The sequence below is a fragment of the Marinactinospora thermotolerans DSM 45154 genome (assembly GCF_900167435.1).
Lineage (GTDB): Bacteria > Actinomycetota > Actinomycetes > Streptosporangiales > Streptosporangiaceae > Marinactinospora > Marinactinospora thermotolerans.
In genome coordinates this window covers 377,427-403,766 of sequence record NZ_FUWS01000005.1, presented here as the reverse complement: position 1 = coordinate 403,766, position 26,340 = coordinate 377,427, and the positions used below count along the sequence as shown (strand labels likewise).

The window sequence follows — 26,340 nt, the reverse complement described above, 5'->3', positions numbered from 1 at the left end:
TTGACAGGGCGCCGGAATCCTGTGATGCTCCGGACGTTTCGTCCCCGGCTTTGGGTGGGTGCGTTCGCCTTTCGGCCCTGTCTTCTTCGGAGTGACGCCAGGACGGGAAAACGGGAGAAGAGATCCTTATGAGTTTCTTCGCCTCTAGGCGCCCGGACGGCCGGGAATCAGAGGTCGAGTCGCCGGAACAAGTCGAAAGCGGCCTGGAACTACCGGCATGGACGCAGGAAGCCGTGCTTTTCGGTTGCCATGGCGGTGCGGGGACCAGCACGCTCAACGTCCTGCTCGGCGATTCCTGGGACCTCGGATCGTATGGTCCCGAACGGAGTGACATCGGCACGTATGGCAGACCTCTGATCTTGGTCTGCCGGGATACCGTCGCGGCCAGCGGCCGGGCGACGGAAACGGTCACCGCGCTGACGGAACAGGGACTTCGGATCACCGCGCTCATCGTGGTCGCGGACGGGGCCGGAGGCCCGCCCCAGGCCGCCCGTATCCGATTCCGGCTACTTGAGGAGCGGGTCGGCGGATTGGTGCACTTCCCCTTTGTTCCCGCCCTGCGTTACGTGGACACGGCCGAGGCGGGAAAAGTCGCCCTGCCACGTAAGGCCAGGGAGGCGCTCCGGCAAATTCGTCAACTCTGTGCGGAACAGGCACGCGATCGGCTTTTGGGCACGGCCCTGGAATAGAAAGGTCTGACCATGGATTTCCTCCCCCTCCACACGATCGAGGTCACGACCCAGTTCGTGGCCGCCCTCGTCCCCAATCCCGGTGCTGACCTCCCAGACGAGGTCGACAATTCCCTCAACACGATCTTCGGCTGGGCCAAGGGCGTCATCGTCGTCCTCGGAGTGATCGGCATTCTCTTCTCGGCGGGACGGATGGCGCTGGGCAAGATGGGCCGCACCGACCTGGCCGCCGACGGTATCGGTTCGCTGGTGTGGGTCGTGTTCGGGCTCTCCCTGATGATGGTCGCCATCCCCATCGTGCTCGGTTTCGTCTAAACGCCCGTTGGGATGCTCATGAGTCTGCCTTCGCGAGCCATGCTCCTGGCCCAGGACATTCCGTGCGTCCGTCCGGAGGTCATGGGGCTGACATGTGCCCAGCAACGGGGGGAGGAACCGATCCCCCCGAGCGCGCCGGCCGCCTACGAGGCCCTGCTTCCCGTCCTTGGGGCGCTCAAGTGGCTCGCGCTGATCCTCGGGGTGATCGGCCTGCTGATCATCGCGGGCAAGATCGTCTCGGCCGCCATGCGCGGCCACGCGGGGCAGGCGGCGCAGAGCGTCGGCGAGATCCCCTGGGTGCTGCTGTCCGTGTGCCTGACCCTCGTGGCGCTTCCGCTCGTATCCCAGATCCTGCCGGGTTCCATGCTCTCGGGCAGCGTCCAGGCCGACGCCTCGGTCGCCGGGGAGAACAGGGAGGCGTTCGACAGCGCCCTGTCCACGATCATCTCCTGGGGCAAAGGCGTTGTCGCGGTCCTGGGGGTGCTCGGCCTGCTGTTCGCGGCCGGCCGTATGGCGCTTGGCCGGATCGGGCGCAGCGACCTGGTGGTCGAGGGAGTGGGAACGGTCACCTGGGTGATCTTCGGGATCTCCCTCATGCTGCTCTCCTCCGTCATCATCACCGGCGTGGCAGGCCTGTGATGACCCTTGAGAACCGGTCTCTCCCGTGGAGACCGGCCTCCCAGTCGATCCGGCCGCCGGCCCTCGGTGAGGTGTTCCGTGTTTGATGCCCTGTTCGGTTCTGTTGAGGACTGGGTCGGCGAAGGCGTCGCCAGCCTCGCCACGATCGGACTCAACTCCTTCTTGAGCATGCTCAAGATGTTCCTCGTCGGCTGGGCGATGAAGCCCACGATCGACCTCGACACGCAGTCCCTGATCCCCTCCGGGATGCCTTCCGGAGGAAGTGAGGACTCGATCGTCTCGAGCCTCAACGATTCGCTCATGCCCCTGGTCGGCATCATCGCGGTGGGCGGCATCCTCGCGGCCGCGGCGCGGCTCGCGCTGATGCGCCGGGTGGAACCGATGATGAACATGCTCTCCGGCATCTTGACCCTGGTCATCACGACCCTTCTCGGGCTGGGGATCGCCGGGGCGATGATCTCCTTCTCCGACTCCTTCTCGATGATGTTCGTCGGAGACATCATCGACACCCAGGTCTTCAGCGAGAAGATGAGCATCGCCGAGGGAGTCCTCCAGTACCTCGCCTACGCCTTCTTCATGATCATCGTCGCCCTGCTGGGGGTCCTCTTCGTCTTCGTCCAGATGATCTTCATGATCCTGCGGGACGCCTCGCTGCTCGTCCTGGCCGGCGTCCTCCCCCTGGCGGCGGTCGGCAAGATGATCCCCGGCACGAAGTGGTTCGAGAAGATCACGGGGTGGATGCTCGCCCTGATCTTCTACAAACCCTGCGCGGTCCTCGTCATGTGGGTGGGATTCAGCCTCCTGGACGGCGGATCGGGGAGCGCCGCCGGTGACGACGTCACCCCCGAGTCGCTGATGCTGCCCGAGAACGAGGAGGCCGAAGGGGTGACCGGGGCCGACCTCGTCGACCTCGCCTACAACATGACGATGGGGGTCATGATCATCGGCCTGGCCCTGCTCGCCATGCCGGTGATGGTCAAGCTCTTCGACTTCACCGTCGGCCACGTCGGCGGACTCGGCAACCCGGCCCCGGCGATCGCCGGGGCGGCCGCGGGGGTCGGTATGGCGGTGGCGACCGGGGGAACGAGCGCCGCGGCGGGAGCCGCGGGCGGCCAAGCGGGCACCATCGCCGGCAACCTCGGGGACATGTCGGGAGGGTTCCCCGGCGGAGGCGGCGGAGGCGGTGGGGGCGGTGGCGCGCCCCAGCCTCCGGGCGCCAAGACGGGATCGGCTCCCCCGGGAGAGAACGGGGGAGGTCCCGCCGACCCCTCCACCGACTCCCCCTCGCCCGAGGGCTCCTCCTCTCCCTCGACCGGATCGTCGCCTCCCTCCACGGGGGCCCCGCCGGCGACCGGTGCCCCGCCGACCGGATCGTCGCCTCCCTCCACGGGGGCTCCACCGGCGACCGGTGCCCCGCCGGCCGGAGGCGAGGGGAGCGGGGGACCGATCCCCGCGGCGCCGACCACCGGCGCGGCTCCCCCGAGCAACGGCGGAGGCGGTACCGCACCCGACTGGGGCAACGTCACCCAGCAGGCGTTCAACGCCGCCAGCGAGTTCGGGCACGAGGCCGCGGGCTCGACCCAAGAGCAGAACTGATCACCGAAGGATGCCTTCACCATGTCGCAACCACGCATGTACGGCGGCTGGCGCAAACAGCGCAGCATCGGCATCGCGGGGCTCGGTCTGGGGGCGACGCTGGGGTTGATGGGCGGGCTCATCGTCCTGGTCGTCGCCGCGTCGATCAACCCCGCCTGGCTGCTCTACCTGGCTCCGCCCTTCCTCCTCGCCGCCCTCTTCATGGCGATCCCCGTCCAGGGGGAGTCCCTGGCCGCCTGGAGCGCCGCCCGCTTCCGCTGGTGGCTCACCCGGATGAAGGGACACTCCAAGTACCAGGCCGGCGTCATGATCGAGCACCCCCGGGCCTTCCAGCTCCCCGGGATCCTCGCCCCGATCTCCCTGCTCGACGTCGAGGACGGCCGTGGCGGCAGGTACGGGGTCGCCTGGCACCGGCGGACCGGGCACATGACGGCGACCCTGCGCACCGCGCCCAACTCCACCTGGCTGGCCGAGTCGCACGACGTCGACACCTGGGTCGCCAACTGGCACGCCTGGCTCGCCCGGCTCGGCTACATGCCCTGGGTCTCCTGGGTCGCCGTCACGGTCGAAACCGCGCCCGACCCCGGTTCGACGCTGCGCGACCAGGTGCTGTCGACCCTGAACCCCCAGGCTCCGGCCGAGGCGCACAAGATCATGAACGACCTCGTCGCCGCGGCCCCCGCGGTCAGCGCCAACGTCGAGACCCGGGTGTCGATCACCTTCGACCCCCGTAAGTTCCCCGCGGCCCCCAAGACCCGGTTGGAGGCGGTGGCGGAGCTCGGCAACTACCTCAACGAGCTGGAGGCCTCCCTGGGCAACTGCGGGGTCAGCGTCCTGGGCCGGTCCACCCCCCAGCACCTGGTGGCCACCGTCCGCAACGCCTACGAGCCGGACGCCCGCGGCGAGACCAACCGCCTTCTGACGACCGACCCCGAGACGATCCGCACGGACGACTGGGCCGACGCCGGCCCCATGGGAGCCGAGATCTTCCACGACCACTACCGGCACGACGGTGGGGTCAGCGTCGCCTGGGTGTGGCAGGAGGCGCCGCGCACCAACGTGACCTCCAGCGTGCTCGCCAAACTGCTGGCCCCCACCCGCTACACCAAGCGCACCACGCTCCTCTACCGCCCCTGGCCCGCGGCGAGCGCGGCGGCGACCCTGGAGAGCCAGCGGACCGCCGCGCAGTACAGGTCCGAGCTCAGCCGGCGGGTACGCCACCAGGTCAGTGCCCGCGACCGGCAAGACGAGGAACGGGCGGCCCAGGCGGCCCGCGAGGAGAGCATGGGCGCCGGTCTCGTCCAGATGTCGATGTATGTGACGGTCACCGTCACCGACGAGGAGAAACTGCCCGGGGCCATCGCCCAGACCGAATCGGCGGCCGAATCCTCCCGGATCCGGCTGCGGCGCGCCTGGGGCAGCCAGGACGTCGCCTTCGCCACCACACTTCCGCTGGGGATCTGCCCGCCCTGGCTGCTCCAGCGGCTCAACGGCTGGTAGGAGAGGAGGGCCTAGCGTGCCCAGGCGTGGACGAGAACGCGGCGAGGACGAGGCGGCCCGCGAGAAGCGGTCCCCTCGACCCGCCAAAAGGATCAAAGCGGCGAAAGCCCCCAAGGCGGCCAAGGGGGTCGGCCGGTCGAAGCCGACGGGGCCCGACCCGGGCTCCTTCGTCGACCAGAAGGAGAGGGAACAGCTTCCCCCCATGATGGGGTGGGCCCACCGATCAGGGGGACGTTCCCCCAACATCTGCTCGGTGCCCGAGTACCAGGCCACCACGACCCAGGCCTGCGGCCTGTTCCCGTTCGTGACCAGCAGCAAACCGCCCTCCGTGGGCACCCCCATCGGACGCGACCAGCTTTCCGGCGAGGTCGTCTGCATGGACCCGCTGGCCTGGCTGCGGGCCGGCCTGGTCACCAACCCGGGCGTCTTCGTCCTCGGTCAGCCCGGAACCGGCAAGTCGACGTTTGTCAAGCGCCTGGTGACCGGGTCGATCGCGACGGGAACCAAGACCCTCGTCCTGGGCGACACCAAGCCCGACTACTCCGACCTGGTGCGGCACCTGGGCGGCCAGGTGATCCGCATCGGCCGGGGCCTGGACCGGATCAACCCCCTCGACTCCGGCCCGCTGGGATCGGTGGTGCGCAGGATGAGCGGCCCCGACGGCGAGAAGCTGCGCTGGGAGGTCCGCGGGCGGCGGATCTCCCTGCTCATGGCGTTGTGCACGCTGGTCCGCGAAGGCCCCATCAGCAACGCCGAGGAGGTCATCCTCGGCACCGCGGTGGACCTGCTGGACGCGCGGCTCGGCGAGGAGCGCCAGCCCACCGTCGTCGACGTTCTCAAGATCATCGAGGAGGGGCCGCAGGAACTGCGGTCCATGGCCCGCGCCGGCGACGACCTGCGCTACGACGGCCGCGTCGACGACCTCATCTTCACCCTGCGCCTCCTCGTCGCCGGATCCCTGGCCGGAGTGTTCGACGACCAGACCACCACCCCGCTCGACCTGGACAGCCCCGCGGTCAGCGTGGACATCAGCAGGGTCGGCGCGGCCGGCGACAAACTGCTCACCGCGGCGATGCTGTGCACCTGGAGCTACGGGTTCGGCATGGTCGACGCCGCGCAGGCGCTGGCCGACGCGGGGCTCGCGCCCCGCCGTTCCTTCCTCGGCGTCATGGACGAGCTGTGGCGGGCGCTGCGCGGCGCCCCCGGCCTGGTCGAGTACGCCGACTCGCTCACCCGCCTCAACCGCTCCAAGGGCATGGCCTCGATCATGGTCACCCACTCCCTGTCGGACCTGGAGGCCCTGGCCACGGAGGAGGACCGGGCCAAGGCCCGGGGCTTCGTGGACCGCAGCGCGATCCTCGTCATGGCGGGGCTGCCGCCGCGCGAGCTCGCCAGCGTCCACCAGATCACCCCGCTCACCGGCCCCGAGCAGGCGCTCGTCGCGTCCTGGTCGTCGCCGGACTCCTGGCAGCCCGGCGCGCGCCACCCGGGGCGCGGCAAGTACCTGATCAAGACCGGCGCGGAGCGTCTGGGGATCCCGGTCCAGATGGCGCTCACCCGCGACGAGGAATGGCTCTACGACACCGACCAGGCGATGAGGTTGTGAGGGACGGACATGGGAAAAAGGATCCAGCCGCGCGGCAGCGGCCTGTCGGCGGCGGCGAGCCCCCTGTTCGCCCTCGTCGCCCTGTGGGGAGCGGTACTACTGGTGTGGCTGTTCTGGTTGTCGGCGCGCGTCGCCGCAGCCATGACCGGGGCGGAGGTGCCGGGGTTCGGGGTGTCCTGGATCCTCGGCCTGTTCACCTGGGACACCGCGAGCACCTGGCCGGAGGTCCCCACTCCCCTGGTCGTCGCGGTCTTCGCCGTGATCGCCACTCTCCTGCTGGGCGCGCTCATCCTGATCTTCCGCGCGATCGGTAAGTACCGGGGGCGCGAGGGCGACCCCGTGGCCGCCCTCAACAAGGGGGACGACACCGTCGCCGAGCTCGCCCGTCCCCAGGCGGCCGAGAAGGCCCTGCGGCTGCGCAGGCGCACGCTGGCCGGCCGCAAGGCCAAGTCGCTCTCCGACGACGAGGTCGGCCTGGTCATCGGGAAGATCAAGCAGCCCCGCGGCCCCGCGGGGCCGACCCTCTTCGCCTCCTGGGAGGACACGATCCTCGCCTACATGGCGCCCCGGGCCGGCAAGACCACCGGCATGGCGATCCCCTACGTCCTCGCCGCCCCCGGCCCGGCCCTGGCCACCAGCAACAAGGGCGACGTCTGGGCCGCCACCGCCAAGATCCGCGCGGAGCGCACCGGGGAGCGGGTCTGGCTGTTCGACCCGCAGCGCATCACCCACCAGCCGCAGGAGTTCTGGTGGAACCCCCTGCGCGGAGTCGACACGGTCGAGGTGGCGCACCGCCTGGCCGGCCACTTCGTGCTGACCATCGACGACGACTCCAAGAAGGACATGTGGGGCCCGGCCGCCAAGACCCTCATCTCCCAGTTGATCCTCGCGGCGGCGCTGGACGGCGAATCCCTGGCGACGGTCGGGGAGTGGCTGCACGACGCCAAGCACACGCGCCCCGTCGACATCCTGTTCGACCACGGGTTCGTCGCCTACGCCGAGGCGCTGCGCGAGACCCAGAACATCGTCAGCGAGACCCGTGACGGCATCTACACGACCGCGCGGACGGCGGCCCGCTGCCTGGACGACCCCGAGATCATGGAGTGGGTCAACCCGCCCGCGAAGGGGAACCTGGACGAGTTCGACCCCCGCTCCTTCGTCGCCTCCAAGCAGACGTTGCACCTGCTGAGCAAGTCCCGCTCGGCCGCCGCCCCGCTCATCGCCGCCATGACCGACGCCATCTTCATCGCCGGTGAGGAGGCATCGGAGGGCCAGGGCGGCCGGCTCGACCCGCCGCTGGTCGCCGTCCTCGACGAGGCCGCCAACATCTGCAAGATCGCCGACCTCCCGGACCTGTACTCCCACCTCGGATCGCGCGGGATCATCCCCGTCACCATCCTGCAGAGCTACCGCCAGGGCGTGCGCGTGTGGACGGAGAACGGGATGGAGGCCATGTGGTCGGCCGCGACCGTGAAGGTCTTCGGCGCGGGCCTGGACGACCACAAGATCGTCGACGCGCTGTCCAAGCTCATCGGCCAGCACGACGTGTCCACGGGCTCCTTCAGCTACGGCGACGGGAAGGGCAACCACTCCGTCCAGGTGCGCAGGCAGGAGATCATGCAGGGCTCGGAGATCCGCCAGATCGCCAAGGGCGAGGCCCTCCTGTTCGCCACGGCCGCCCAGCCCACCCTGGTCGAGATGTGCCCCTGGTACAAGGGCCGCGACGCCGACGCCGTCAGCGCCGCGATCAAGGAGTCGGAGCAGGTCATCACCCAAGGGGCGCAGGCCCGGTACGGCGCCTCCAGATGACCGGGGACGCCCTTTGCGGAAGCGTGGGCGTCCGACATCACCAGAGCGGAGAAAAACGAAGGTGAGAGCGGGAATGACGATAGAAGGACGGGTTCTCAGGGCCGCCCCGATCGGTGCGGTCCTGGTGCTCCTGACCACGGCGTGCGGAGCGGGCGAGCCGTCGGCGGGGGGCGGAGGGGAGCCCTCTCCCAGCGCCTCCGCCACGGAGCCGGTCTGGGGAGACGAGTCGGGGCTCGTCGTCTTCGACCAGGAGGAGCGGAAATTCCTCGCTGTGCTCGATCCCGTGGACGGGACCGAACGGGATCGGATCCTCCTCCCCGAGGACAACGCGATGTTCCCCGACCCGGAGGCGCCCACGACCTTCAGCGCCGATTACTCGCACTACTACCGCTTCCTTTCCGAAGAGATCGAGATCTTCCGTCTGGAGGGGGAGAAGGACGAGGCGCGTCTGGTCCGGACGATCTCCCCACAGGAGTCCACGCTCGCCGGAGGGAATCCGGAGATCGAGGACGATCTCCACTACGACGTCGAGACCGGCCTGCTCTGGTACGCCGAGCGGAACATGGACACGAGAACGGTCTACACGGTCGACATCGAGGGGGAGGAGGAGCCTGAGAAAGTCGGCCGGTTCGACGATCCCAACGCCTCGTGGGTTCCGGGCCCGAACGGGCCCGCGGAGGCCGAAATCGGGTATACCGGCGAAGGACCGTCCGAGCATCCGGTCATCCGCTACCAGGAGGTGGACGGGGAACGGAGGGTGAACGCCGTGGTGTTCCCACGGGAATATCCCATCAGCCGCGGCATGGGCGTTCGCGACATCGAGCTCTACGACACCGGACTGCTGCGCAAAGGTGAGAACCAGTACCTCGTCGCCAACAACCGGACGGGAATGCTGCCGGAGGGCCCGGCCGCCGGAGAGATCATCGAGGTCACCGTCTCCCCCGACCTGGAGATCGAGGAATGGCGGACGATCGTTCCCGAGCGGGAAAGTCCGGTCGGATTCTTCTGTCTTTCCCCGGATGGAAAGAGCCTCGTCGTCGAGGCCTCCGGCGAGTGGTACACCCTTCCCCTGGACGACCCTGAGAACTCCGTGAAGGTGCCCAAGGAGGAGAGCGGTCCCTGGCTCGTGGGCTGGATCTGACAGGTCCCCGCGCGGTCGTGCGGAGGCCGGTGGCCCGAGCACGGGAGGCGGGGGAGGGGGCGGGGAGAACACGCGGGATCTTCCGTGTGGGGACGCCGGATTCGAGCGGGCCGGTAGGTCTCCCGCGCGCACCTGACCGGGCACCGGGGCTCTGACGAGGGAGCCAAGCACATGGGTGCCGCCCTAGCGGAAGCGCAGAGGAACCCCGCAGGCTCCCGGAACAGGGCGGAGTACGCACGGAGTGGGAGCGCGGTAACAGGACCCGGCGATGCCGGATGGGGATAAGGAAGCGGCCGGGTCGGGCGGTTCGATTCCGGCCGTTGTGGTGTCCGAGGTGAAGGGAGAAGGATGACGGAAATGGCGGATGAGGCGCGGGAGGAGCGGGTGGAGGAGAACGGTGAGGAGGCTCCGGAGCCGGTCTACGGCAGCGTTGAGGAGTTCGTGACCCAGCGGTTCCTGCCGATGTACTGCCGGCCCGAGGGCGGCCAGTTCCGTTGGTGTGCGGAGTGGTGGAGACATCCCGAGGCGGTGTCGAGGTTCCAGGCGATCTGGCACGCCTGGGAGGTGCTGCGCTGGGAGCCGGGGACGGGTATGGCCACGTGGTACCGGGATTATCTCGACTTCCAGCTCCCCATCATCCTGGGCGACACCGGCCCCTTCCGGGAGTGCACGTCCCGCCGACACCAAGAACCCCGTCCCCTGCCGCACGTACCGGCACCAGAAGGCTGGTTCGACTCTTAGGAACAGGCTCAGGGACACCACCACTTGAGCATGGTCATCAGCCTCCAGGGAGAAGGGAAAATGGTCGTTCTCAGGGCCGGTGAACGCCTTGGGGCGAGTGCCGATCAACGTCCCCTGTCTGTACCCGTCTCACTAACTCGGATGGGGGCGGCGCCAAGCTACTTGACTCCGGGAGGTTGGCGGAGGTCCCAGCTCCTCGCGAACCCGACAAGGAGGTGCGGAGCTTCGGGGGCGAGAAGAGGGGGAAGGAGTCGGCCTCCGTTGCACAGGACTCGGGGGCCATTGGAGAAAGGGCGAAGGGGTCTTGGAGAAGCGGAACTCCGGTTTCTTGAGGGGGAGCCTCTCAATCGGTAGAGAGGGGAGGGGGACCTCCTCGCTCGCTGAGGAGAGGGGGAGGTAGCGAAAACCGCTTCAGCGGTAGGAAGCCGACTTCCACCGCTCCGCTCGCGTCCCTCGCCTTCCCTGGTGCTCCCAGAAACGAATTGAGATTCCTGTGTTCCGTCTCCCGGTGATGAGGGAGCCAATCCCGTGGCAGGCCAATCGGCGCGGAAGCGGAGAAGTGGATCCGGGTCTTCGACGGTTGTCCTCCTGAGAAATCCGTCTTTCTGTTCCATGCCCCGGCTGGAAGGGGCGTGGAGCAGTGGGACCGGGATCTAGACGGATGACTCCTGAAGAACAGAACGCGCCGCCCCCGTGGGACGGCGCGTTCTGTTCTCGCTGAGCGGTTCCGGCTTAGGCGTCCTTGATCTCGCAGACGACGCCGCCGTTGCCGATGGTCTCGCCCGCAGTGACGGCCAGGCCCTTGATGATGCCGGCCCTGTGGGCGGTCAGGGGCTGTTCCATCTTCATGGCCTCGATGACCACGATGGTGTCGCCCTCGGCCACGGTCTGGCCGTCCTCGGCGACGACCTTGACGACGGTGCCCTGCATGGGGGAGACCAGGGCGTCGCCGCTCACGGCCGTGCCGGCCGCCCCGCCCGACCGTCGGGAGGTTCGCTTGGGGGCGGTCCGCCCGGCCGGGGCCGTGGCGCCGGCGCCCAGCCCCGCGGGCAGGACGACCTCGACCCGCCGCCCACCGACCTCGACGGTGACCCGCTCGCGCGGCTCCGCCTCCTCGGGCTGGACGGTCGGCCCGGAGTAGGGGGCGATGTCGTTGTCGAACTCGGTCTCGATCCAGCGAGTGTGCACCGTGAACGGCTGCGAGGGGTCGGCCGGGGCGAAGGCGGGGTCGGCCACGACCGCCTGGTGGAACGGGATGACGGTGGGCATGCCGCCGACCTCGAACTCCGCCAGGGCGCGGCGTGAGCGCTCCAGGGCCTCGGTCCGGGTGCGCCCGGTGACGATCAGCTTGGCCACCATCGAGTCGAATGCCTGCGGGACGGTGAACCCGGCCTCGCACCCGGTGTCGACGCGCACCCCGGGCCCGCCGGGGAGGTTGAACGAGGTGATGGTGCCCGGCGCCGGCATGAAGTTCCGGCCGGCGTCCTCGGCGTTGATGCGGAACTCGAAGGAGTGGCCGCGCACCACCGGGTCCTCGTAGTCCAGGGTCCCGCCCTCGGCGATGCGGAACATCTCGCGCACCAGGTCGATGCCGGTGACCTCCTCGGTGACCGGGTGCTCGACCTGGAGGCGGGTGTTGACCTCCAGGAAGGAGACGGTGCCGTCGGCGCCGACGAGGAACTCGCACGTGCCCGCCCCCACGTAACCGGCCTCGCGCAGGATCGCCTTGGAGGAGGAGTAGAGCAGGTCGAGCTGCTCGGCGGTGAGGAACGGCGCAGGCGCCTCCTCCACCAGTTTCTGGTGGCGGCGCTGCAACGAGCAGTCACGGGTGGAGACGACCACGACGTTGCCGTGGGCGTCGGCCAGGCATTGGGTCTCGACGTGGCGGGGGCGGTCGAGGTAGCGCTCGACGAAGCACTCGCCGCGTCCGAAGGCGGTGACGGCTTCGCGCACCGCGGACTCGTACTGGTCGGCGACCTCGTCCAGCGAGCGGGCGACCTTCAACCCGCGGCCGCCGCCACCGAAGGCCGCCTTGATCGCGATGGGCAGGCCGTGTTCCTGGGCGAAGGCGACGACCTCGTCGGCCCCGGAGACCGGGTCGGGGGTGCCGGCGACCAGTGGCGCGCCGACCTTCTGCGCGATGTGCCGGGCCTGGACCTTGTCGCCCAGCGCGGTGATGGCCGAGGGCGGCGGGCCGATCCAGGTCAGCCCGGCGTCGATGACCGCCTGGGCGAAGTCGGCGTTCTCGGCGAGGAATCCGTAGCCGGGGTGGACGGCGTCGGCCCCGGACTCGCGTGCCACGTCGAGGATCTTGGCGATGTCGAGGTAGCTGTCGGCGGGAGTGGTGCCGCCCAGCGCGAACGCCTCGTCGGCGACCTTGACGTGCAGCGCGTCGAGGTCGGGTTCGGCGTAGACGGCGACGCTGGCCAGACCGGCGTCCCGGCAGGCGCGGGCGATCCGCACCGCGATCTCGCCTCGGTTGGCGATCAGAACTTTGCGCACGTTAGAAATTCCTCCTGCTACGGCGTCGGCTTGCCCTCGCGCCCGCATGGCAAAAGCCTGGAAAGAAGTCTAGGCAAGGCGGACCACTGGCCGTCGGCACAGGTATGCCCGCCCTCGGGACATCTACGTCTGGGTGGGTCATCCGGGATGGAAGGCGGAACGCCAGGCCCCCGGCCCGGGGCGCAGCGGCCGGCGCACGAGGCGCGAGCGGTCGCGCCACGCCGAGACCGGCGTGGCGGCACGCTCCGCGGCGGCCCGCGCCGCCTGGGCGGCACGGGCCCGCGCGGTCAGCACGGCGACGAGCGCCGCCACCTCCTCGGGGGACGGATCGCCCTTGACCACCTGGAGGAAGGGCCGCGTGCCGGTTCCGGGGTGTTCCTCGCGCGGGCTCACAGCGGGATGTTCCCGTGCTTCTTGGGCGGCAGCTGAGCGCGCTTGCCGCCCAGGCTGCGCAGCGCCTTGATGACCGAGGTCCGGGTCTCCGAGGGGAGGATCACCCCGTCGACGTAGCCGCGTTCGGCGGCGACGTAGGGGTTGAGGAGGGTGTCCTCGTACTCCTGGACCAGCCGGGTCCGCTCGGCCTCGGGGTCCTCGGCCGCGGCCAGCGCGCGCCGGTGCAGGATGTTGACCGCTCCCTGGGCACCCATGACGGCGATCTGGGCGGTGGGCCAGGCCAGGTTGATGTCGGCGCCCAGGTGCTTGGACCCCATGACGTCGTAGGCCCCGCCGAACGCCTTGCGCGTGATGACGGTGACGAGCGGGACGGTGGCCTCGGCGTAGGCGTAGATCAGCTTGGCGCCGTGCCGGATGATGCCGCGGAATTCCTGGTCGGTCCCCGGTAGGAAACCGGGAACGTCCACGAAGGTCAGCACCGGGACGTTGAAGGCGTCACAGGTCCGCACGAACCGGGCCGCCTTCTCCGAGGCGTCGATGTCCAGGCAGCCGGCGAACTGCATCGGCTGGTTGGCGACCACGCCGACCGGCCGTCCCTCGACCCGGCCGAAGCCCACGATGATGTTGGGGGCGAACTGGGCCTGGACCTCCAGGAAGTCCCCGTCGTCCACGACGTGCTCGATGACCTGGTGCATGTCGTAGGGCTGGTTGGCGGAGTCGGGGACGAAGGTGTCGAGCTCCCGGTCGGCGTTGGTAATCTCCGGCTCCGCCGGCGCCTCCCAGACCGGAGGGTCCTCCAGGTTGTTGGCCGGAAGGTGGGCCAGCAGCGCCTTGACGTAGTCGAGGGCGTCCTGTTCGTCGGAGGCCATGTAGTGGGCGACGCCCGAACGGGCGTTGTGCGTGCGCGCACCGCCCAGCTCCTCCATGGTGACGTCCTCGCCGGTGACCGTCTTGATGACGTCGGGGCCGGTGATGAACATCTGGGAGGTCTGGTCGACCATCACGATGAAGTCGGTCAGCGCGGGGGAGTAGACGTGTCCGCCGGCGGCCGCGCCCATGATCAGCGAGATCTGCGGGATGACGCCCGAGGCGTGCACGTTGCGCTTGAAGATCTCGGCGTACAGGCCGAGCGCGACGACACCCTCCTGGATGCGCGCGCCGCCACCCTCGTTGATGCCGATCACCGGGCAGCCGGTCTTCAGCGCGTGGTCGAGGACCTTGACGATCTTCTCGCCGTAGACCTCGCCCAGCGATCCGCCGAAGACGGTCACGTCCTGGCTGAACAACGCCACCGGGCGGCCGTCGATCGTGGCGTGGCCGGTGACCACGCCGTCCCCGTAGGGACGGTTGGCGTCCAGACCGAAGGAGGTGGATCGGTGTCGGGCCAGCTCGTCGAACTCCACGAACGAGCCGGGGTCCACCAGGGCGTCGATGCGCTCGCGCGCGGTCATCTTGCCCTTGGCGTGCTGCTTGTCGATGGCTCGCTGGGAGCCGGCGTGCACGGCCTCGTAGCGGCGTCGCTGGAGGTCGGCGAGCTTCCCCGCGGTGGTGTGGATGTCGATCTCCGCCGCGGGCAACGGTTCAGGGGCTTCGGTCGCCATGGAGAACCAGAGTAGTCCCGTGGGACGCCTGGGAGGAGACGTGCTCGGGGTTACCCGGAGGTAAGTGGGGTTGGGCACAAGAGGCCAAAGGGGTGGTCCCGTGCCGGTGAACGGCCCGGTAGGGGGAGAAATCCGGGGGAGGGATGCCGGCCAGGAGAACGGTCCAGTGGGCATTCCCGGTTCCGGATCCGTCGGGGTCCGTGGTCCGTTCTCGCGCGGACCGACCGGGACGTCCACCTCCGGGAAGGGAAGGAACCGGCCCCTCCTCGAATGGTGTTCCTTCCCGGGGGACCGCCTCCTCGGTGCCTCTGTTGTCAGGTGACGACCGGCCGCGCCGGGCGCGTTCACGCCGGGTTCGCGTGATGGTCGTGGTGGCCCATCAAGAGGGGACCTGGGCGTGGCCGCGTGCGGCGGTCGTTCTCCTGGACGGGTAGTGCGCGTCCTGGCCGTCACCCGCCCCGGGTCTTGCGAAGTCCGTGGGGATGCCCAGGGGCGAGGGGCCGGTACGGAGGAACGCCGGTGCCGGGGCGAGGACGGTGGTCGCCGCCGATCCCGGTCTCCGGCCGTCCTGTCCGTTGAGGAGGTCGTCACCGCCCGAGCCACGTCACCGGTCATCCGGCCCGCGTGGAGCCGGGGAACGGCAGATCGGGGTGGTGGGCCTCCCGGATTCCCGTGGCCGCCGGTGTTCCCGGTTGTCTGCGACCGGACCGGCGCGCGGGGACGGCCCTCTCCGGCGCGCCCATTGGCCCCTGTCAAGGGCTCCCGCCGGCACGAGGACCTTCCGCGCCCTGTCGTCCACCACTGGCATGGGACCGTGGTGGGGGCGGTGGTCTCTTCCGAGGACCTGTTCACCGGGCTTTTCGGGGAACGGTGAATTCCGGTGAAAAAGGGATCGGAATTGGAGAAGGTGCCGCGCTAGGGCCGCGTTCATGTCGGATCTGCGTGATGAATTGCGGCGGCTCGTCGAGAGGATTCCCGAGGAGCGGTTGCGTGACGCGATCAATCTCTTGAATGAGCAGTGCATGCCCGCGCCGCCGCGCCCCCGGGGCTTCCGGAGTTCGTGGGGATGCTCGAGGGGCCGGGAGACCTGAGCATCAGGATCGGGGACATCCTGTACGGCGAGGACGCCCGCGAGGGGGAGGACGGCTCCTCGGGTGATCGTCGTTGACGCCGGTGAGATCAGGGGCCGGGATCGGAGACGGTGCCGCGCTAGGATCATGTTCATGTCGGATCTGCGTGATGAATTGCGGTGGCTCGTCGAGAGGATTCCCGAGGAGCGGTTGCGTGACGCGATCGATCTCTTGAATGAGCAGTGCATGCCTTTGCCGCCGCGTGCCCCGGGGCTTCCGAAATTCGTGGGGATGCTCAAGGGGGCGCCGTCCGATCTGAGCAGAAGGACCGGGGAGATTCTGTACGGCGAGGACGCCCGCGAGGGGGAGGACGGCTCCTCGGGTGATCGTCGCTGACACCGGTTTTCTGATCGCCCTGCTCAGCGAGGGCGACGCCGACCACCGGGCCTGCGTGGAGCTGTTCGAACGGCAGACCGAGCAGGTACGGGTTCCGGCCTCCGTGGTCGCCGGTGTCTCCCACGCTCTTGAGCGGCTCGGCGCGCCACAGGCGGAGGCGGCCTTCTTCGACGAACTCAACGACCGAAGTCGGTTCGTCGTGGTCGAACACACCCGAGCCGACTACGCGCGGATGGCCGATCTCGTCGGACGCCACCCCAACAGCGGGTTCGGGACCGCGGAGGCCGGCGCCGTTGCCGTGGCGGAACGGCTCGGAGGCCCCCAGATCGCGACCGTGACCCCCGGCCGTTACGGCGGTGTGCGCCCGGAGGGGGTCGACTACCTCCTGTTCGCGCCGCCCGACCAGTCCGACGCCCTGGGCCCGTTGCGGCCCCGCGATCCCGTGCCCGAGGACACCGAGGTCGCGACGCGGGGCGACTCCGCGGTCCTCGACACGGGGGTCCTCGTCAGCCTGGTCACCGGCGACCGGCACACCGAGGCGAGTGAGCGGTGGCTGGCGCGCAGCCGTGAGGAGCTGCTCGTCCCCGATCTGATCGTCGGTGAGGCGGCCTTCCAGATCCGTCGTCTCGGGGCCGAGGGGAACAGGGCGGAGGCGAGTTTCCTGCGCACGCTCGCCGAGGCACCGGACGTCCGTGTCGTCAACGCGCGCCCCAAGGACTACGGCCGCATGGCGCAGATCATCAGGGAGCACGCGGATATCAAGGTCGGGGGCTGTGACGCCTCGGTCCTCGTCGCGGCGGAGAGGCACCGCGCCACGTCCATCGCGACCGTCGACTCCCGTGACTTCCAGAGGCTCGCCGACCGGGCGGGAGCGTCCTGGCGGCTGCCGTTGCAGGCGGACCAGGCGGGCCGGAAGGCCGCAGTGAAGGATTTTCCCGCGGGGCCGGGCAAGGCCCTGGCGCGGGGAGCCGGGAAGAAGTCCAGGGCGGGATCCGGCCGGGCCAACCCGTTCCGTCCGGCCGCGCGCCTCCCGGACACGGCCGCGGGCAGGGAAGGTCCGCGACGCCGCGGTCCCTGAAGCCGGGTCCGGGAGGGGCGTTCCTCCCGGCTCGGCCCCGTCCGGGCGATTCCGTGAACGTCGGCTTCCCCGCATGGTCTGACCGGCTTCCGGGGCTTTGCGCGACGGCCGCCTCCATGTGACCCCCACCTCTCAAGTGGTTCAGACCAATCTGGGTAAGGTGACCCGCATGACAGCGGTTAGCGCGGAACGCGACAGTGCCCGCCAGGAGATGCCCGACCGGCTGCGGAGCGATGTCCGCCTCCTCGGCGAGACGCTCGGTACGATCCTCGCCGAGAGCGGCGGCGAGGATCTGCTGGCCGACGTGGAACGGCTCAGGCGGGCCGTCATCGGCGCCCGGGACGGCTCGGTCACCGGCGAGCAGATCACCGAACTCGTGGCCTCATGGCCCCTCGAACGCGCCAAGCAGGTGGCGCGTGCCTTCACCGTCTACTTCCACCTCGCCAACCTGGCCGAGGAGCACCACCGGATCCGGGCGCTGCGCGAGCGCGACGACGCCGCGAACCCGCCGCGCGAGTCGCTCGCGGCGGCGGTCCGTCACATCCGGGAGGAGGCGGGTGAGGAGCGGCTGCGGGAGTTCGTCGAGGGGATGGAGTTCCACCCGGTCTTGACGGCCCACCCCACCGAGGCGCGCCGGCGCGCGGTGTCCACGGCGATCCTGCGGGTCGGCGACCAGCTGGAACGGCTGCGCGCGGCCCACCCCGGCAGCGCGGAGGAGGCCGAGGCGCGGCGCCGGCTGGCCGAGGAGGTCGACCTGCTGTGGCGGACCTCCCAGCTGCGTTACACCAAGCTCGACCCGCTCGACGAGGTGCGCACCGCGCTGGCCGCCTTCGACGGGACGATCTTCCGCGTCGTCCCCGAGGTGTACCGCGCGCTGGACGCCGCGATCGACCCGGAGGGGACCGGCCGGCGGCCTCCCCTGGCCCGGCCGTTCGTCCGTTACGGCAGCTGGATCGGCGGCGACCGCGACGGCAACCCGTTCGTCACGCACGAGGTGACCCGTGAGGCCATCGCGATCCAGTCCGAGCACGTGCTGCGCGCGCTGGAGGCCGCCTGCGGGCGGATCGGCCGGACCCTGACCGTCTACACCGGGCTCACCCCGCCGAGTGAGGATCTGCGCGCCGCGCTCGCCACCGCGCAGGCGGGCCATCCGCGGCTGATCGCCGAGATCGTCAAGCGCTCGCCGGGCGAACCCCACCGCCAGCTCCTGCTCTTCGCGACCGAACGGCTGCGCGCCACCCGCGAGCGCGACGCCGACCTGGCCTACCCCGGACCGGAGGCGTTCCTGGCGGACCTGCGCACGGTGCAGCAGTCGCTCGCCGCGGCCGGCGCGGTCCGCCAGGCCTACGGCGAGCTCCAGCACCTGATCTGGCAGGCCGAGACCTTCGGCTTCCACCTCGCCGAACTCGAGGTCCGCCAGCACAGCGCCGTCCACGCGCGGGCCCTGGAGGAGCTTCGCGCGGGAGGGGCGCTCTCGGAGGCCACCGAGGAGGTCCTGGCCACCCTGCGCGTCATCGCCTGGATCCAGGAGCGGTTCGGCGTGGACGCCTGCCGCCGCTACATCGTCAGCTTCACCCGTTCCGCGGAGGACGTCGCCGCGGTCTACGAACTGGCCGAGCGCGCGCTGCCGTCGGGGCGGGCGCCGGTCCTGGACGTGGTTCCGCTGTTCGAGACGGGGGCCGACCTGGACGCCTCCCCCCAGGTGCTCGACGGCATGCTCAAGCTGCCCGGTGTGCAGCGCAGGCTGGAGCAGACCGGTCGCCGCATGGAGATCATGCTGGGCTACAGCGACTCGGCGAAGGACGTCGGCCCGGTCAGCGCCACTCTGCGGCTCTACGACGCCCAGGCCAGGTTGACCGCCTGGGCGCGGGACAACCGCGTCGAACTCACCATGTTCCACGGGCGGGGCGGTTCGCTGGGGCGTGGCGGTGGGCCGGCCAACCGCGCGTTGCTGGCCCAGGCGCCCGGATCGGTCGCGGGCCGGTTCAAGGTGACCGAGCAGGGGGAGGTCATCTTCGCCCGTTACGGTCAGCGGGCGATCGCGCGCCGCCACATCGAGCAGGTGGGCCACGCGGTCCTGATGGCCTCGACCCGGACGGTGCAGGAGAAGGCGGAGGCCGCGGCCGAACGGTTCCGGGGGGTGGCCGACCGGATCGCCGTGGCGGCGCACGACGCCTACCGTTCGCTCATCGACACCGAGGGGTTCGCCGAGTGGTTCTCCCGGGTCAGCCCGCTTGAGGAGCTCGGTGAGCTCCGGCTCGGATCGCGTCCTTCCCGCCGCTCGGCGGCGCGCGGCCTGGACGACCTGCGCGCGATCCCCTGGGTGTTCGCCTGGACCCAGACCCGGGTCAACCTGCCGGGATGGTACGGGCTGGGCAGCGGCCTGGCCGCGGCCGGCGACCCCGACGCCCTCCACGCCGCCTACACGGAGTGGCCCCTGTTCGCCTCGCTGCTGGACAACGCCGAGATGAGTCTGGCCAAGACCGACCGGGCGATCGCCGAGCGCTACCTCATGTTGGGCGGCCGGCCGGAGCTCACCGAGCGCGTCCTCGCCGAGTACGACCGCACCCGCGAGCTGGTCCTCAAGGTGACCCGGCACCACCGCCTGCTGGAGAACCGCACGGTCCTGTCGCGCGCGGTGGACCTGCGCAATCCCTACGTGGACGCGCTGTCCCACCTTCAGCTGCGCGCGCTGGAGGCGCTGCGCTCGGCGGAGGCGGGCGAGCTCTCCGAGGAGGACCGCAGCCACCTGGAGCGCCTGCTGCTGCTCACGGTCAACGGGGTGGCGGCGGGTCTGCAGAACACCGGGTGAGGTGCCGGTCCGGTGGTCGGCCTTGGGCCGACCACCGGACGCCTCCCCGGACACGGTTGAATGGGGGCATGTCCGCTGACTCCTCTCCCTACACCGACCTCGGGCGGCCACCGCTGCGAGACTCCGGACTGCGCCGGGCCCTCGTGCGGCCCGGGGGTCTGTGGCGCGAGATCGAGGTGGTGGCCGAGACCGGGTCCACCAACACCGACCTGGTCGCCCGGGCCCACGCCGGCGCGCCCGAGGGCAGTGTGCTCGTCACCGAGCACCAGACGGCGGGGAGGGGACGGTTGGACCGTGTCTTCACCACGCCCCCGCGTGCCGCGCTGACGTTCTCGGTCCTGGTGCGTCCGCGGGTGTCGGCGGCCCGCTACGGCTGGCTGTCGCTGCTCATGGGGGTGGCCGCGGCGGGCGCCGTCGCCCGGGTGGCCGAGGTCGACGTCGGGTTGAAGTGGCCCAACGACCTGCTCGCGACGGGCGGGGAGGAACGCAAGCTCGCCGGCATCCTCGCCGAGGTGGCGCCCTCGACGACAGACAGCGCGGTCGTCATCGGCATGGGGCTCAACGTCGCGCAGTCCCGTGCCGAGCTGCCCGTTCCCACGGCGACGTCCCTGGCGGTGGAGGAGGCGGCGTGCGTGGACCGCGACCCGCTGCTGCGGGCGGTGCTGCGCGGGTTCGCCGACCGCTACCGGGCGTGGCTGGAACGCGACGGCGACGCCGAGGCGTCCGGCCTGGCGGCCGAGTACCGTGCCCGCTGTGTCACGATCGGCCGGCAGGTGCGGGTCCACCTGCCGGGCGAGCGGATCCTGGAGGGGACGGCCACGGGGATCGACGCCGACGGCCGGCTCACCGTGGCCGCCGGCGACGGGACGGTCACGTCGCTGAGCGCGGGCGACGTCGTCCACGTCCGGCCCTCGACGGGGCGGGCGGGGACCACGCCGTGACCTCCGCCGGGCGGCAGCGCGGTCACCTGATGTGCACCATGGTGTCACGCCGCCGTCACGGCGGGCTGTGCGACCATGTGCTCATGCCGATCACGGACCGTCACCCCGCGGGGAGCGAGGAGCGGCACCGTCCCCGATCCCGTGCGGACGCGACCGCGCCGCCGCCTCCCGGACGTCGCCCGCGGTGGCGCCGGCGGCCGGGCGCGCGTTTTCTTGACGGCCCCGGCCCTCACGTACTAAACCGGCAGTCACGCGCACGCTCCGTGCGCCCATCCCAGGCCGCCCTCGGGTCCCAGGCCCGCCGCTCCGGCCCAGAACACGAGAGAACGTATGCCGTCGCGTCCCGACCCCAAGCAGATCGAAGCCGCCTTGATGGGAGGCGAGGCGCTCTACACCCGTGAAGAGGCGGTGCGGCGAGCCGGAGCACCACAGGAGTTCGCCACTCGCATCTGGCGGGCGCTGGGGTTCGCCGCGCGGGGCGATGACACCCCCGCGTTCACGGAGAGCGACGTCGAGGCCCTGCGTATCACCGCGAATCTGCTGGCCAACGGGGTGCTGGACGAGGAGGCCGCGATCCGCCTGGCGCGCGCCATGGGGCAGACGATGGCCCGCCTCGCCGAGTGGCAGACGAGCATCCTGACCACCCTCGACTACACCCCGCCGGAGACCGTGGAGGGCGGCCAGCTCGCCCCTCTCGTGGGCATCACCAAGGACCTGCTCCCCGACGTCGAGCGGCTGCTCGTGCACATCTGGCGGCGCCAGCTCGCGGCGTCGGCGGCGCGTACGCTCGCCGTCCTGGAGAAGAACGAGGACGCCGCCCCCAACTACTTCCCCCTGGTGGTCGGGTTCGCCGACCTGGTCTCGTTCACGACGCTCAGCCGCGAGCTCGACGAGGCCGGCCTGGCCGAGGTCGTCGAGGGCTTCGAGGCCACCTCGGCCGACATCGTGGCCTCCAGCGGTGGCCGGGTCGTCAAGACCCTCGGTGACGAGGTCCTCTACGTCACCAACTCCGCGGCCCAGGCCGCCGAGATCGCCCTGCAACTCGCCGACGGGGTGAAGACCCACGTCGAGGTCCCCGACGTCCGTGTCGGCCTGGCCTACGGCCCCGTCCTGGCCCTGTTGGGCGACGTCTTCGGCACCACCGTCAACCGGGCCAGCCGGCTGACCTCCTTCGCCCGTCCGGGCACCGTCCTCATCGACGAGGCGCTCGCCGGGCTGCTGGAGGACGACGACTCCTACCAGGTGGTGCGGGTACGCCCGCGTCACGCCCACGGGCTCGGCCAGATCCAGCCCTACGCCCTGCGGCGCAGCTTCGAGGTGGTGCTGGGCACGCCGTAGCCCCGCGGCCGGGCCGGCGCGCCCGCGGCCACCATCGAACCGACCGTGCGATGAGCTTCCACGCCGGCGTCTGATCCGGCATGTTGGGAACGTACACACTCGCCGATCCGGGAGGTTCGTCATGCCGTACGAGGTGAAGGGCGTTGTGGCGCGGGGCAAGGGGGCGCCGGTGGGGGTGGAGACGGTGGTGGTGCCGGATCCGGGGCCGGGTGAGGCGGTGGTGACGGTGGCCGCGTGCGGGGTGTGCCACACCGACCTGCACTACCGGGAGGGCGGCATCAACGACGAGTTCCCGTTCCTGCTGGGCCATGAGGCGGCCGGAGTGGTCGAGGCGGTGGGGGAGGGGGTCGATGAGGTGGCCCCGGGCGATTTCGTGGTGTTGAACTGGCGTGCGGTGTGCGGGCGGTGCCGGGCGTGCCGGCGGGGACGGCCGTGGTACTGCTTCGACACCGCCAACGCCTCCCAGCCGATGAGGTTGGCCGATGGGACGGCGTTGAGCCCGGCACTGGGGATCGGCGCGTTCGTGGAGAAGACGCTGGTGGCGGCGGGCCAGTGCACGCGGGTGGCGCGGGTGGACCCGGCGGTGGCGGGGCTGCTGGGGTGCGGGGTGATGGCCGGGATCGGCGCGGCGGTGAACACCGGTGGGGTGACGCGGGGGGACAGCGTCGCGGTGATCGGGTGCGGAGGCGTGGGCGACGCGGCGATCGTGGGGGCCCGGTTGGCGGGTGCGGGACGGATCATCGCGGTGGACGTGTCTGCGCGCAAGCTGGAGTGGGCGCGCCGGTTCGGGGCGACGGACACGGTGAACGCGGCCGAGGTGGACGTGGTGGCGGCCGTGCGGGAGCTGACAGGGGGGTTCGGGGCTGACGTGGTGATCGAGGCGGTGGGCCGCCCGGAGACCTATGAGCAGGCGTTCTACGCGCGTGATCTGGCGGGGACGGTGGTGCTGGTGGGGGTGCCGACGCCGGAGATGCGGGTGGAGCTGCCGTTGGGGGAGGTGTTCGGCCGCGGCGGGGCGTTGAAGTCGTCGTGGTACGGGGACTGCCTGCCATCGCGTGATTTCCCGATGTTGGTGGATTTGTTTGCGCAGGGGCGGTTGGATTTGGAAGGGTTCGTGTCAGAGCGGATCGGGTTGGAGGATGTGGAGGAGGCGTTCGCGCGGATGGAGCGCGGCGAGGTACTGCGATCGGTCGTGATGCTGTGATGACGGAGAACCTTCCCGACCCTGTCGACCGTCTGGTCACATCGGGCACCTTCGAACTGGACGGTGGTTCCTGGGAGGTCGACAACAACGTCTGGATCGTCGGGGACGAACGGAAGGCGATCGTCATCGACGCCGCCCACGACCACGAGGCGATCGCGCGGGCGTTGGGCGACCGCGAGCTGATGGCGATCCTGTGCACCCACGCCCACAACGACCACGTCAATGCCGCCGCCGACCTCGCGGACCTGGCCGACGCCCCGATCCTGCTCCACCCCGACGACGCTCCGCTGTGGCGGATGGTCCACCCCGGACGCGAGCCCGACGCGCCGTTGCTGGACGGGGAGCGGTTGCAGGCCGGCGGTGTGGAACTCCAGGTCATCGCCACCCCGGGGCACGCGCCCGGCGCGGTGTGCCTGTACGCGCCCGAGCTCGGCGTGCTGTTCAGTGGCGACACCCTGTTCAGCGGCGGCCCGGGGGCCACCGGCCGCTCCTACTCCGACTTCCCCACCATCATCGACTCCATCCGCGGCCGTCTCCTCACCCTGCCCGAGGAGACCCTCGTCCTCACCGGTCACGGCGCCTCCACCACCATCGGAGCCGAAGCGCCCCACCTGCACGAATGGATCCAACGAGGACACTGAGTCCGCTGCCGCCGGATCCCTCGGGGGACTCCGGCGGCCGGCCGTCCGTTCGCGTGAGGGGCCGGCCGGTCCCTCACGGTCCGGCCGCTTCGCCGGTGGCCCGGGGTGTGCGGGGCGCCGGCGAGTGGGCCATGGCCGCTGGCCGCCGATGCGCCGTCCACCGCTGCCGGTCGCGCTCCCGCGCCTCGCGGCTCCGGCGCACCGCACGGCCCGCCTCGCCGGTACGCCCTAGACCGGACCGGTCGTCCGGACCAGTCCGCCGGCGCTGGAGGGCAGGAAGACCGCGAACGTCGTCGGCCTGGCCTGGACGAGTTCCACCCGCGCGCCCTCCGACTCCGCGATGTGGCGGGCCAGCGCCAGGCCCAGCCCCGTGCCGTCGCCGCCGCTGACCTCACGTTCGAAGATGCGCGGCGCCAGCTCCTCGGGAATCCCCTCGCCCTCGTCGGTGACCTCGACCCGTACCGACTGGCCCGTCTCCACCCGTCGGATGGTGACCGTTCCCGCGCCGTGCTTGAAGGCGTTCTCCACCAGCGTCGCCAGGATCTGCGTCAGGTCGGTGGGGACGGTCAGCGCGGTCAGACCGGGGGTCCCGGTGAGCCGCAGCTCCCTTCCGGCCTGGGTGAACATCGGGCTCCACTCGTCGACGAACTGCTCGATCACGTCGTCGATGCGGACCGGTTCGACCTCGGGGTTCTGGCTCTTGCGGGCGCGCCCCAGCAGGCTCTCCACGATGCCCACGAGCCGTTCGGTCTGGGCGAGCGCGGCCTGACCCTCCTCGCGCACGACCTGCGGGTCGTCGGCTTCGGCGATGATCTCCTCCAGGCGCATCGACAGTGCCGTGAGGGGGGTGCGCAGCTGGTGGGAGGCGTCGGTGGCGAAGTGGCGTTCGGTGGAGATGAGGCTGGCGATCCGTTCGGCGCTGCGGTCCAGGACCTCGGCCACCCGGTCGGCCTCGGGGATTCCGTAACGGTGACCCCAGGGGGTGGTCACCCCCGATCCCAGTCGTTCGGCGGTGGCGGCGAGGTCCACCAGCGGCAGGGTCAGCCGTCGGGCCTGGAGGATGGCCAGGCCCACGGCCACGCCGATGGCCAGGAGGGAGAGCGAGGCGATGCCCACCCAGGCGCTGATGATGCTGTCGCGCACGTCGCTGGTGTCGCGCCAGATGTCGACCCGGACGTTGCCGCGGGAGGTCGCGGTGGCCTCCAGGGCGGTTCCGGCGCTGGCGTCTCCGGGGGTGTAGTCCCAGCCGCCGGTGACCACCGTCCGGCCGTTGGGGGGAGTGATCTCGATGCGGCGCCCGGGATAGACCTCGGCGAAGTGCTCGGTGTCGACACGCCCCTCGTTCTCCAGTTGCGCGTCGGTCTCGGCGGCGATGACGTCGGCTTCGCGCCTGAGCTGGCTGAGGCTTTCGCTGTAGACCGACTGGTAGGCCAACGCGCCCAGCGGCAGTCCCAGGAGCATCACCGCGATGACGGCGACCACCAGCGTGGAGAACAGCATCCGCCTGCGCATATCACCCCTCGTCCGCGCCGCGGCCGGTACCGGCGTGTCGGGGCTCCGGGCCGCGGATTCCCGTCACTCCCGTTCGAACCGGAACCCCACGCCTCGGACGGTGGTGATGTAGGAGGGCTGGTTGGCGTCGTCGCCGAGCTTGCGGCGCAGCCAGGAGATGTGCATGTCCAGGGTCTTGGTCGATCCCCACCAGTTGGTGTCCCACACCTCGCGCATGATCTGCTCGCGGGTGACGACCTTGCCCGCGTCCCGGACCAGAACCCGCAGCAGGTCGAACTCCTTGGTGGTGAGTTGGAGTTCGCGGTCGCCCAGCCACGCGCGGCGGGAGTCGTTGTCGATGCGCACGCCGTGGACGACCGGGACCTCGGCGCCGCCCCTGCGCAGGAGCGCGCGGACCCGGGCGAGGAGTTCGGCCAGGCGGAACGGTTTGGTGACGTAGTCGTCGGCGCCCGCGTCGAGCCCCACGACGGTGTCCACCTCGTCGGCGCGGGCGGTCAGGATCAGGATGGGCGTCCCGTGTCCTTCGGAGCGCAGCCGTCGCGCCACTTCGAGACCGTCCATTTCCGGCAGTCCCAGATCGAGCACGATCAGGTCCACGTCTCCCGCGCGGGCGCGTTCGAGAGTCTCCACGCCGTCGACGGTGACGTCGACCGAGTACCCTTCCCGGCGAAGCGCGCGGGCGAGTGGCTCGGAGATCGAGGTGTCGTCTTCGGCCAGCAAAACGCAGGTCATGCCCCTGATCGTAGGTTGGGCCGGAGGGTTTTCCCTATTATGCGCGCCGCTTGACTGAGGGTTGACCAAAAATGCGCAAGTCCC

Annotated in this window: 22 protein-coding genes; 17 read left to right on the top strand and 5 right to left on the bottom strand. The window is 70.6% G+C overall.

Annotated elements, in window-relative coordinates:
• Positions 1-128 precede the first annotated feature (128 nt).
• From B5D66_RS11505 to B5D66_RS11465, 9 genes are all read left to right on the top strand, one after another.
• Positions 129-689, top strand: coding sequence for a hypothetical protein (locus B5D66_RS11505; protein ID WP_235000935.1), 561 nt, complete (start codon positions 129-131; stop codon positions 687-689).
• Positions 690-701: 12 nt separating this feature from the next.
• Complete coding sequence (locus tag B5D66_RS11500; protein WP_078761673.1) at positions 702-1,004, top strand: hypothetical protein; 303 nt, start codon at positions 702-704, stop codon at positions 1,002-1,004.
• A gap of 18 nt (positions 1,005-1,022) precedes the next feature.
• The gene (locus B5D66_RS11495) at positions 1,023-1,643 is read left to right on the top strand and encodes a hypothetical protein (RefSeq protein WP_144390083.1); all 621 of its coding nucleotides are present in this window, start codon (positions 1,023-1,025) and stop codon (positions 1,641-1,643) included.
• Positions 1,644-1,721: 78 nt separating this feature from the next.
• The gene (locus B5D66_RS11490) at positions 1,722-3,239 is read left to right on the top strand and encodes a hypothetical protein (protein WP_078761671.1); all 1,518 of its coding nucleotides are present in this window, start codon (positions 1,722-1,724) and stop codon (positions 3,237-3,239) included.
• Between the two features lie 21 nt (positions 3,240-3,260).
• The gene (locus B5D66_RS11485) at positions 3,261-4,739 is read left to right on the top strand and encodes an SCO6880 family protein (protein ID WP_078761670.1); all 1,479 of its coding nucleotides are present in this window, start codon (positions 3,261-3,263) and stop codon (positions 4,737-4,739) included.
• Between the two features lie 16 nt (positions 4,740-4,755).
• Positions 4,756-6,345, top strand: coding sequence for an ATP-binding protein (locus B5D66_RS11480; protein WP_235000934.1), 1,590 nt, complete (start codon positions 4,756-4,758; stop codon positions 6,343-6,345).
• Positions 6,346-6,354: 9 nt separating this feature from the next.
• On the top strand, positions 6,355-8,154 hold the full coding sequence (locus B5D66_RS11475; RefSeq protein WP_078761668.1) for a TraM recognition domain-containing protein: 1,800 nt from the start codon (positions 6,355-6,357) through the stop codon (positions 8,152-8,154).
• A gap of 73 nt (positions 8,155-8,227) precedes the next feature.
• The gene (locus B5D66_RS11470; protein ID WP_078761667.1) at positions 8,228-9,295 is read left to right on the top strand and encodes a hypothetical protein; all 1,068 of its coding nucleotides are present in this window, start codon (positions 8,228-8,230) and stop codon (positions 9,293-9,295) included.
• 357 nt (positions 9,296-9,652) lie between these two features.
• Positions 9,653-10,036, top strand: a complete 384-nt coding sequence (locus B5D66_RS11465) for a DUF4913 domain-containing protein (RefSeq protein WP_235000933.1) — start codon at positions 9,653-9,655, stop codon at positions 10,034-10,036.
• A 732-nt stretch (positions 10,037-10,768) separates the two neighbouring features.
• Here B5D66_RS11465 and B5D66_RS11460 read toward each other — a convergent pair.
• The 3 genes from B5D66_RS11460 to B5D66_RS11450 form a co-directional block, all read right to left on the bottom strand.
• Positions 10,769-12,538: an acetyl/propionyl/methylcrotonyl-CoA carboxylase subunit alpha gene (locus B5D66_RS11460; protein ID WP_078761665.1), complete on the bottom strand. Its 1,770-nt coding sequence runs from the start codon at positions 12,536-12,538 to the stop codon at positions 10,769-10,771.
• 138 nt (positions 12,539-12,676) lie between these two features.
• Positions 12,677-12,931, bottom strand: a complete 255-nt coding sequence (locus B5D66_RS11455) for an acyl-CoA carboxylase subunit epsilon (protein ID WP_078761664.1) — start codon at positions 12,929-12,931, stop codon at positions 12,677-12,679.
• Positions 12,928-14,532 (bottom strand): acyl-CoA carboxylase subunit beta, encoded by a 1,605-nt coding sequence (locus B5D66_RS11450; protein WP_078761663.1) that lies wholly within the window; start codon positions 14,530-14,532, stop codon positions 12,928-12,930. Before B5D66_RS11450 ends, B5D66_RS11455 begins: the two co-directional genes overlap by 4 nt.
• A gap of 1,018 nt (positions 14,533-15,550) precedes the next feature.
• Here B5D66_RS11450 and B5D66_RS25475 point away from each other — a divergent pair.
• From B5D66_RS25475 to B5D66_RS11415, 8 genes are all read left to right on the top strand, one after another.
• Positions 15,551-15,700 carry a hypothetical protein gene (locus B5D66_RS25475; protein WP_159457255.1) on the top strand — a complete coding sequence of 50 codons (150 nt, stop codon included), beginning with the start codon at positions 15,551-15,553 and terminating at the stop codon, positions 15,698-15,700.
• Positions 15,701-15,755: 55 nt separating this feature from the next.
• Positions 15,756-15,998: a hypothetical protein gene (locus B5D66_RS11445; protein ID WP_144390082.1), complete on the top strand. Its 243-nt coding sequence runs from the start codon at positions 15,756-15,758 to the stop codon at positions 15,996-15,998.
• Positions 15,985-17,076 carry a type II toxin-antitoxin system VapC family toxin gene (locus B5D66_RS11440; protein WP_078761661.1) on the top strand — a complete coding sequence of 364 codons (1,092 nt, stop codon included), beginning with the start codon at positions 15,985-15,987 and terminating at the stop codon, positions 17,074-17,076. Before B5D66_RS11445 ends, B5D66_RS11440 begins: the two co-directional genes overlap by 14 nt.
• Before the next feature lie 211 nt (positions 17,077-17,287).
• A complete protein-coding gene (locus tag B5D66_RS11435; protein ID WP_235000943.1) occupies positions 17,288-19,888 on the top strand; it encodes a phosphoenolpyruvate carboxylase in 2,601 nt (866 codons plus the stop codon).
• 68 nt (positions 19,889-19,956) lie between these two features.
• A complete protein-coding gene (locus tag B5D66_RS11430) occupies positions 19,957-20,829 on the top strand; it encodes a biotin--[acetyl-CoA-carboxylase] ligase (RefSeq protein WP_078761659.1) in 873 nt (290 codons plus the stop codon).
• Positions 20,830-21,159: 330 nt separating this feature from the next.
• On the top strand, positions 21,160-22,167 hold the full coding sequence (locus B5D66_RS11425; RefSeq protein WP_078761658.1) for an adenylate/guanylate cyclase domain-containing protein: 1,008 nt from the start codon (positions 21,160-21,162) through the stop codon (positions 22,165-22,167).
• A 121-nt stretch (positions 22,168-22,288) separates the two neighbouring features.
• A complete protein-coding gene (locus B5D66_RS11420) occupies positions 22,289-23,371 on the top strand; it encodes an S-(hydroxymethyl)mycothiol dehydrogenase (protein ID WP_078761657.1) in 1,083 nt (360 codons plus the stop codon).
• Positions 23,371-24,012 carry an MBL fold metallo-hydrolase gene (locus B5D66_RS11415; protein ID WP_078761731.1) on the top strand — a complete coding sequence of 214 codons (642 nt, stop codon included), beginning with the start codon at positions 23,371-23,373 and terminating at the stop codon, positions 24,010-24,012. The genes B5D66_RS11420 and B5D66_RS11415 overlap by 1 nt, the downstream gene beginning before the upstream one ends.
• Before the next feature lie 228 nt (positions 24,013-24,240).
• Here B5D66_RS11415 and B5D66_RS11410 read toward each other — a convergent pair whose 3' ends face one another.
• Positions 24,241-25,524 carry a sensor histidine kinase gene (locus tag B5D66_RS11410; protein WP_078761656.1) on the bottom strand — a complete coding sequence of 428 codons (1,284 nt, stop codon included), beginning with the start codon at positions 25,522-25,524 and terminating at the stop codon, positions 24,241-24,243.
• Between the two features lie 63 nt (positions 25,525-25,587).
• On the bottom strand, positions 25,588-26,256 hold the full coding sequence (locus B5D66_RS11405; protein WP_078761655.1) for a response regulator transcription factor: 669 nt from the start codon (positions 26,254-26,256) through the stop codon (positions 25,588-25,590).
• Between the last annotated feature and the right edge of the window lie 84 nt (positions 26,257-26,340).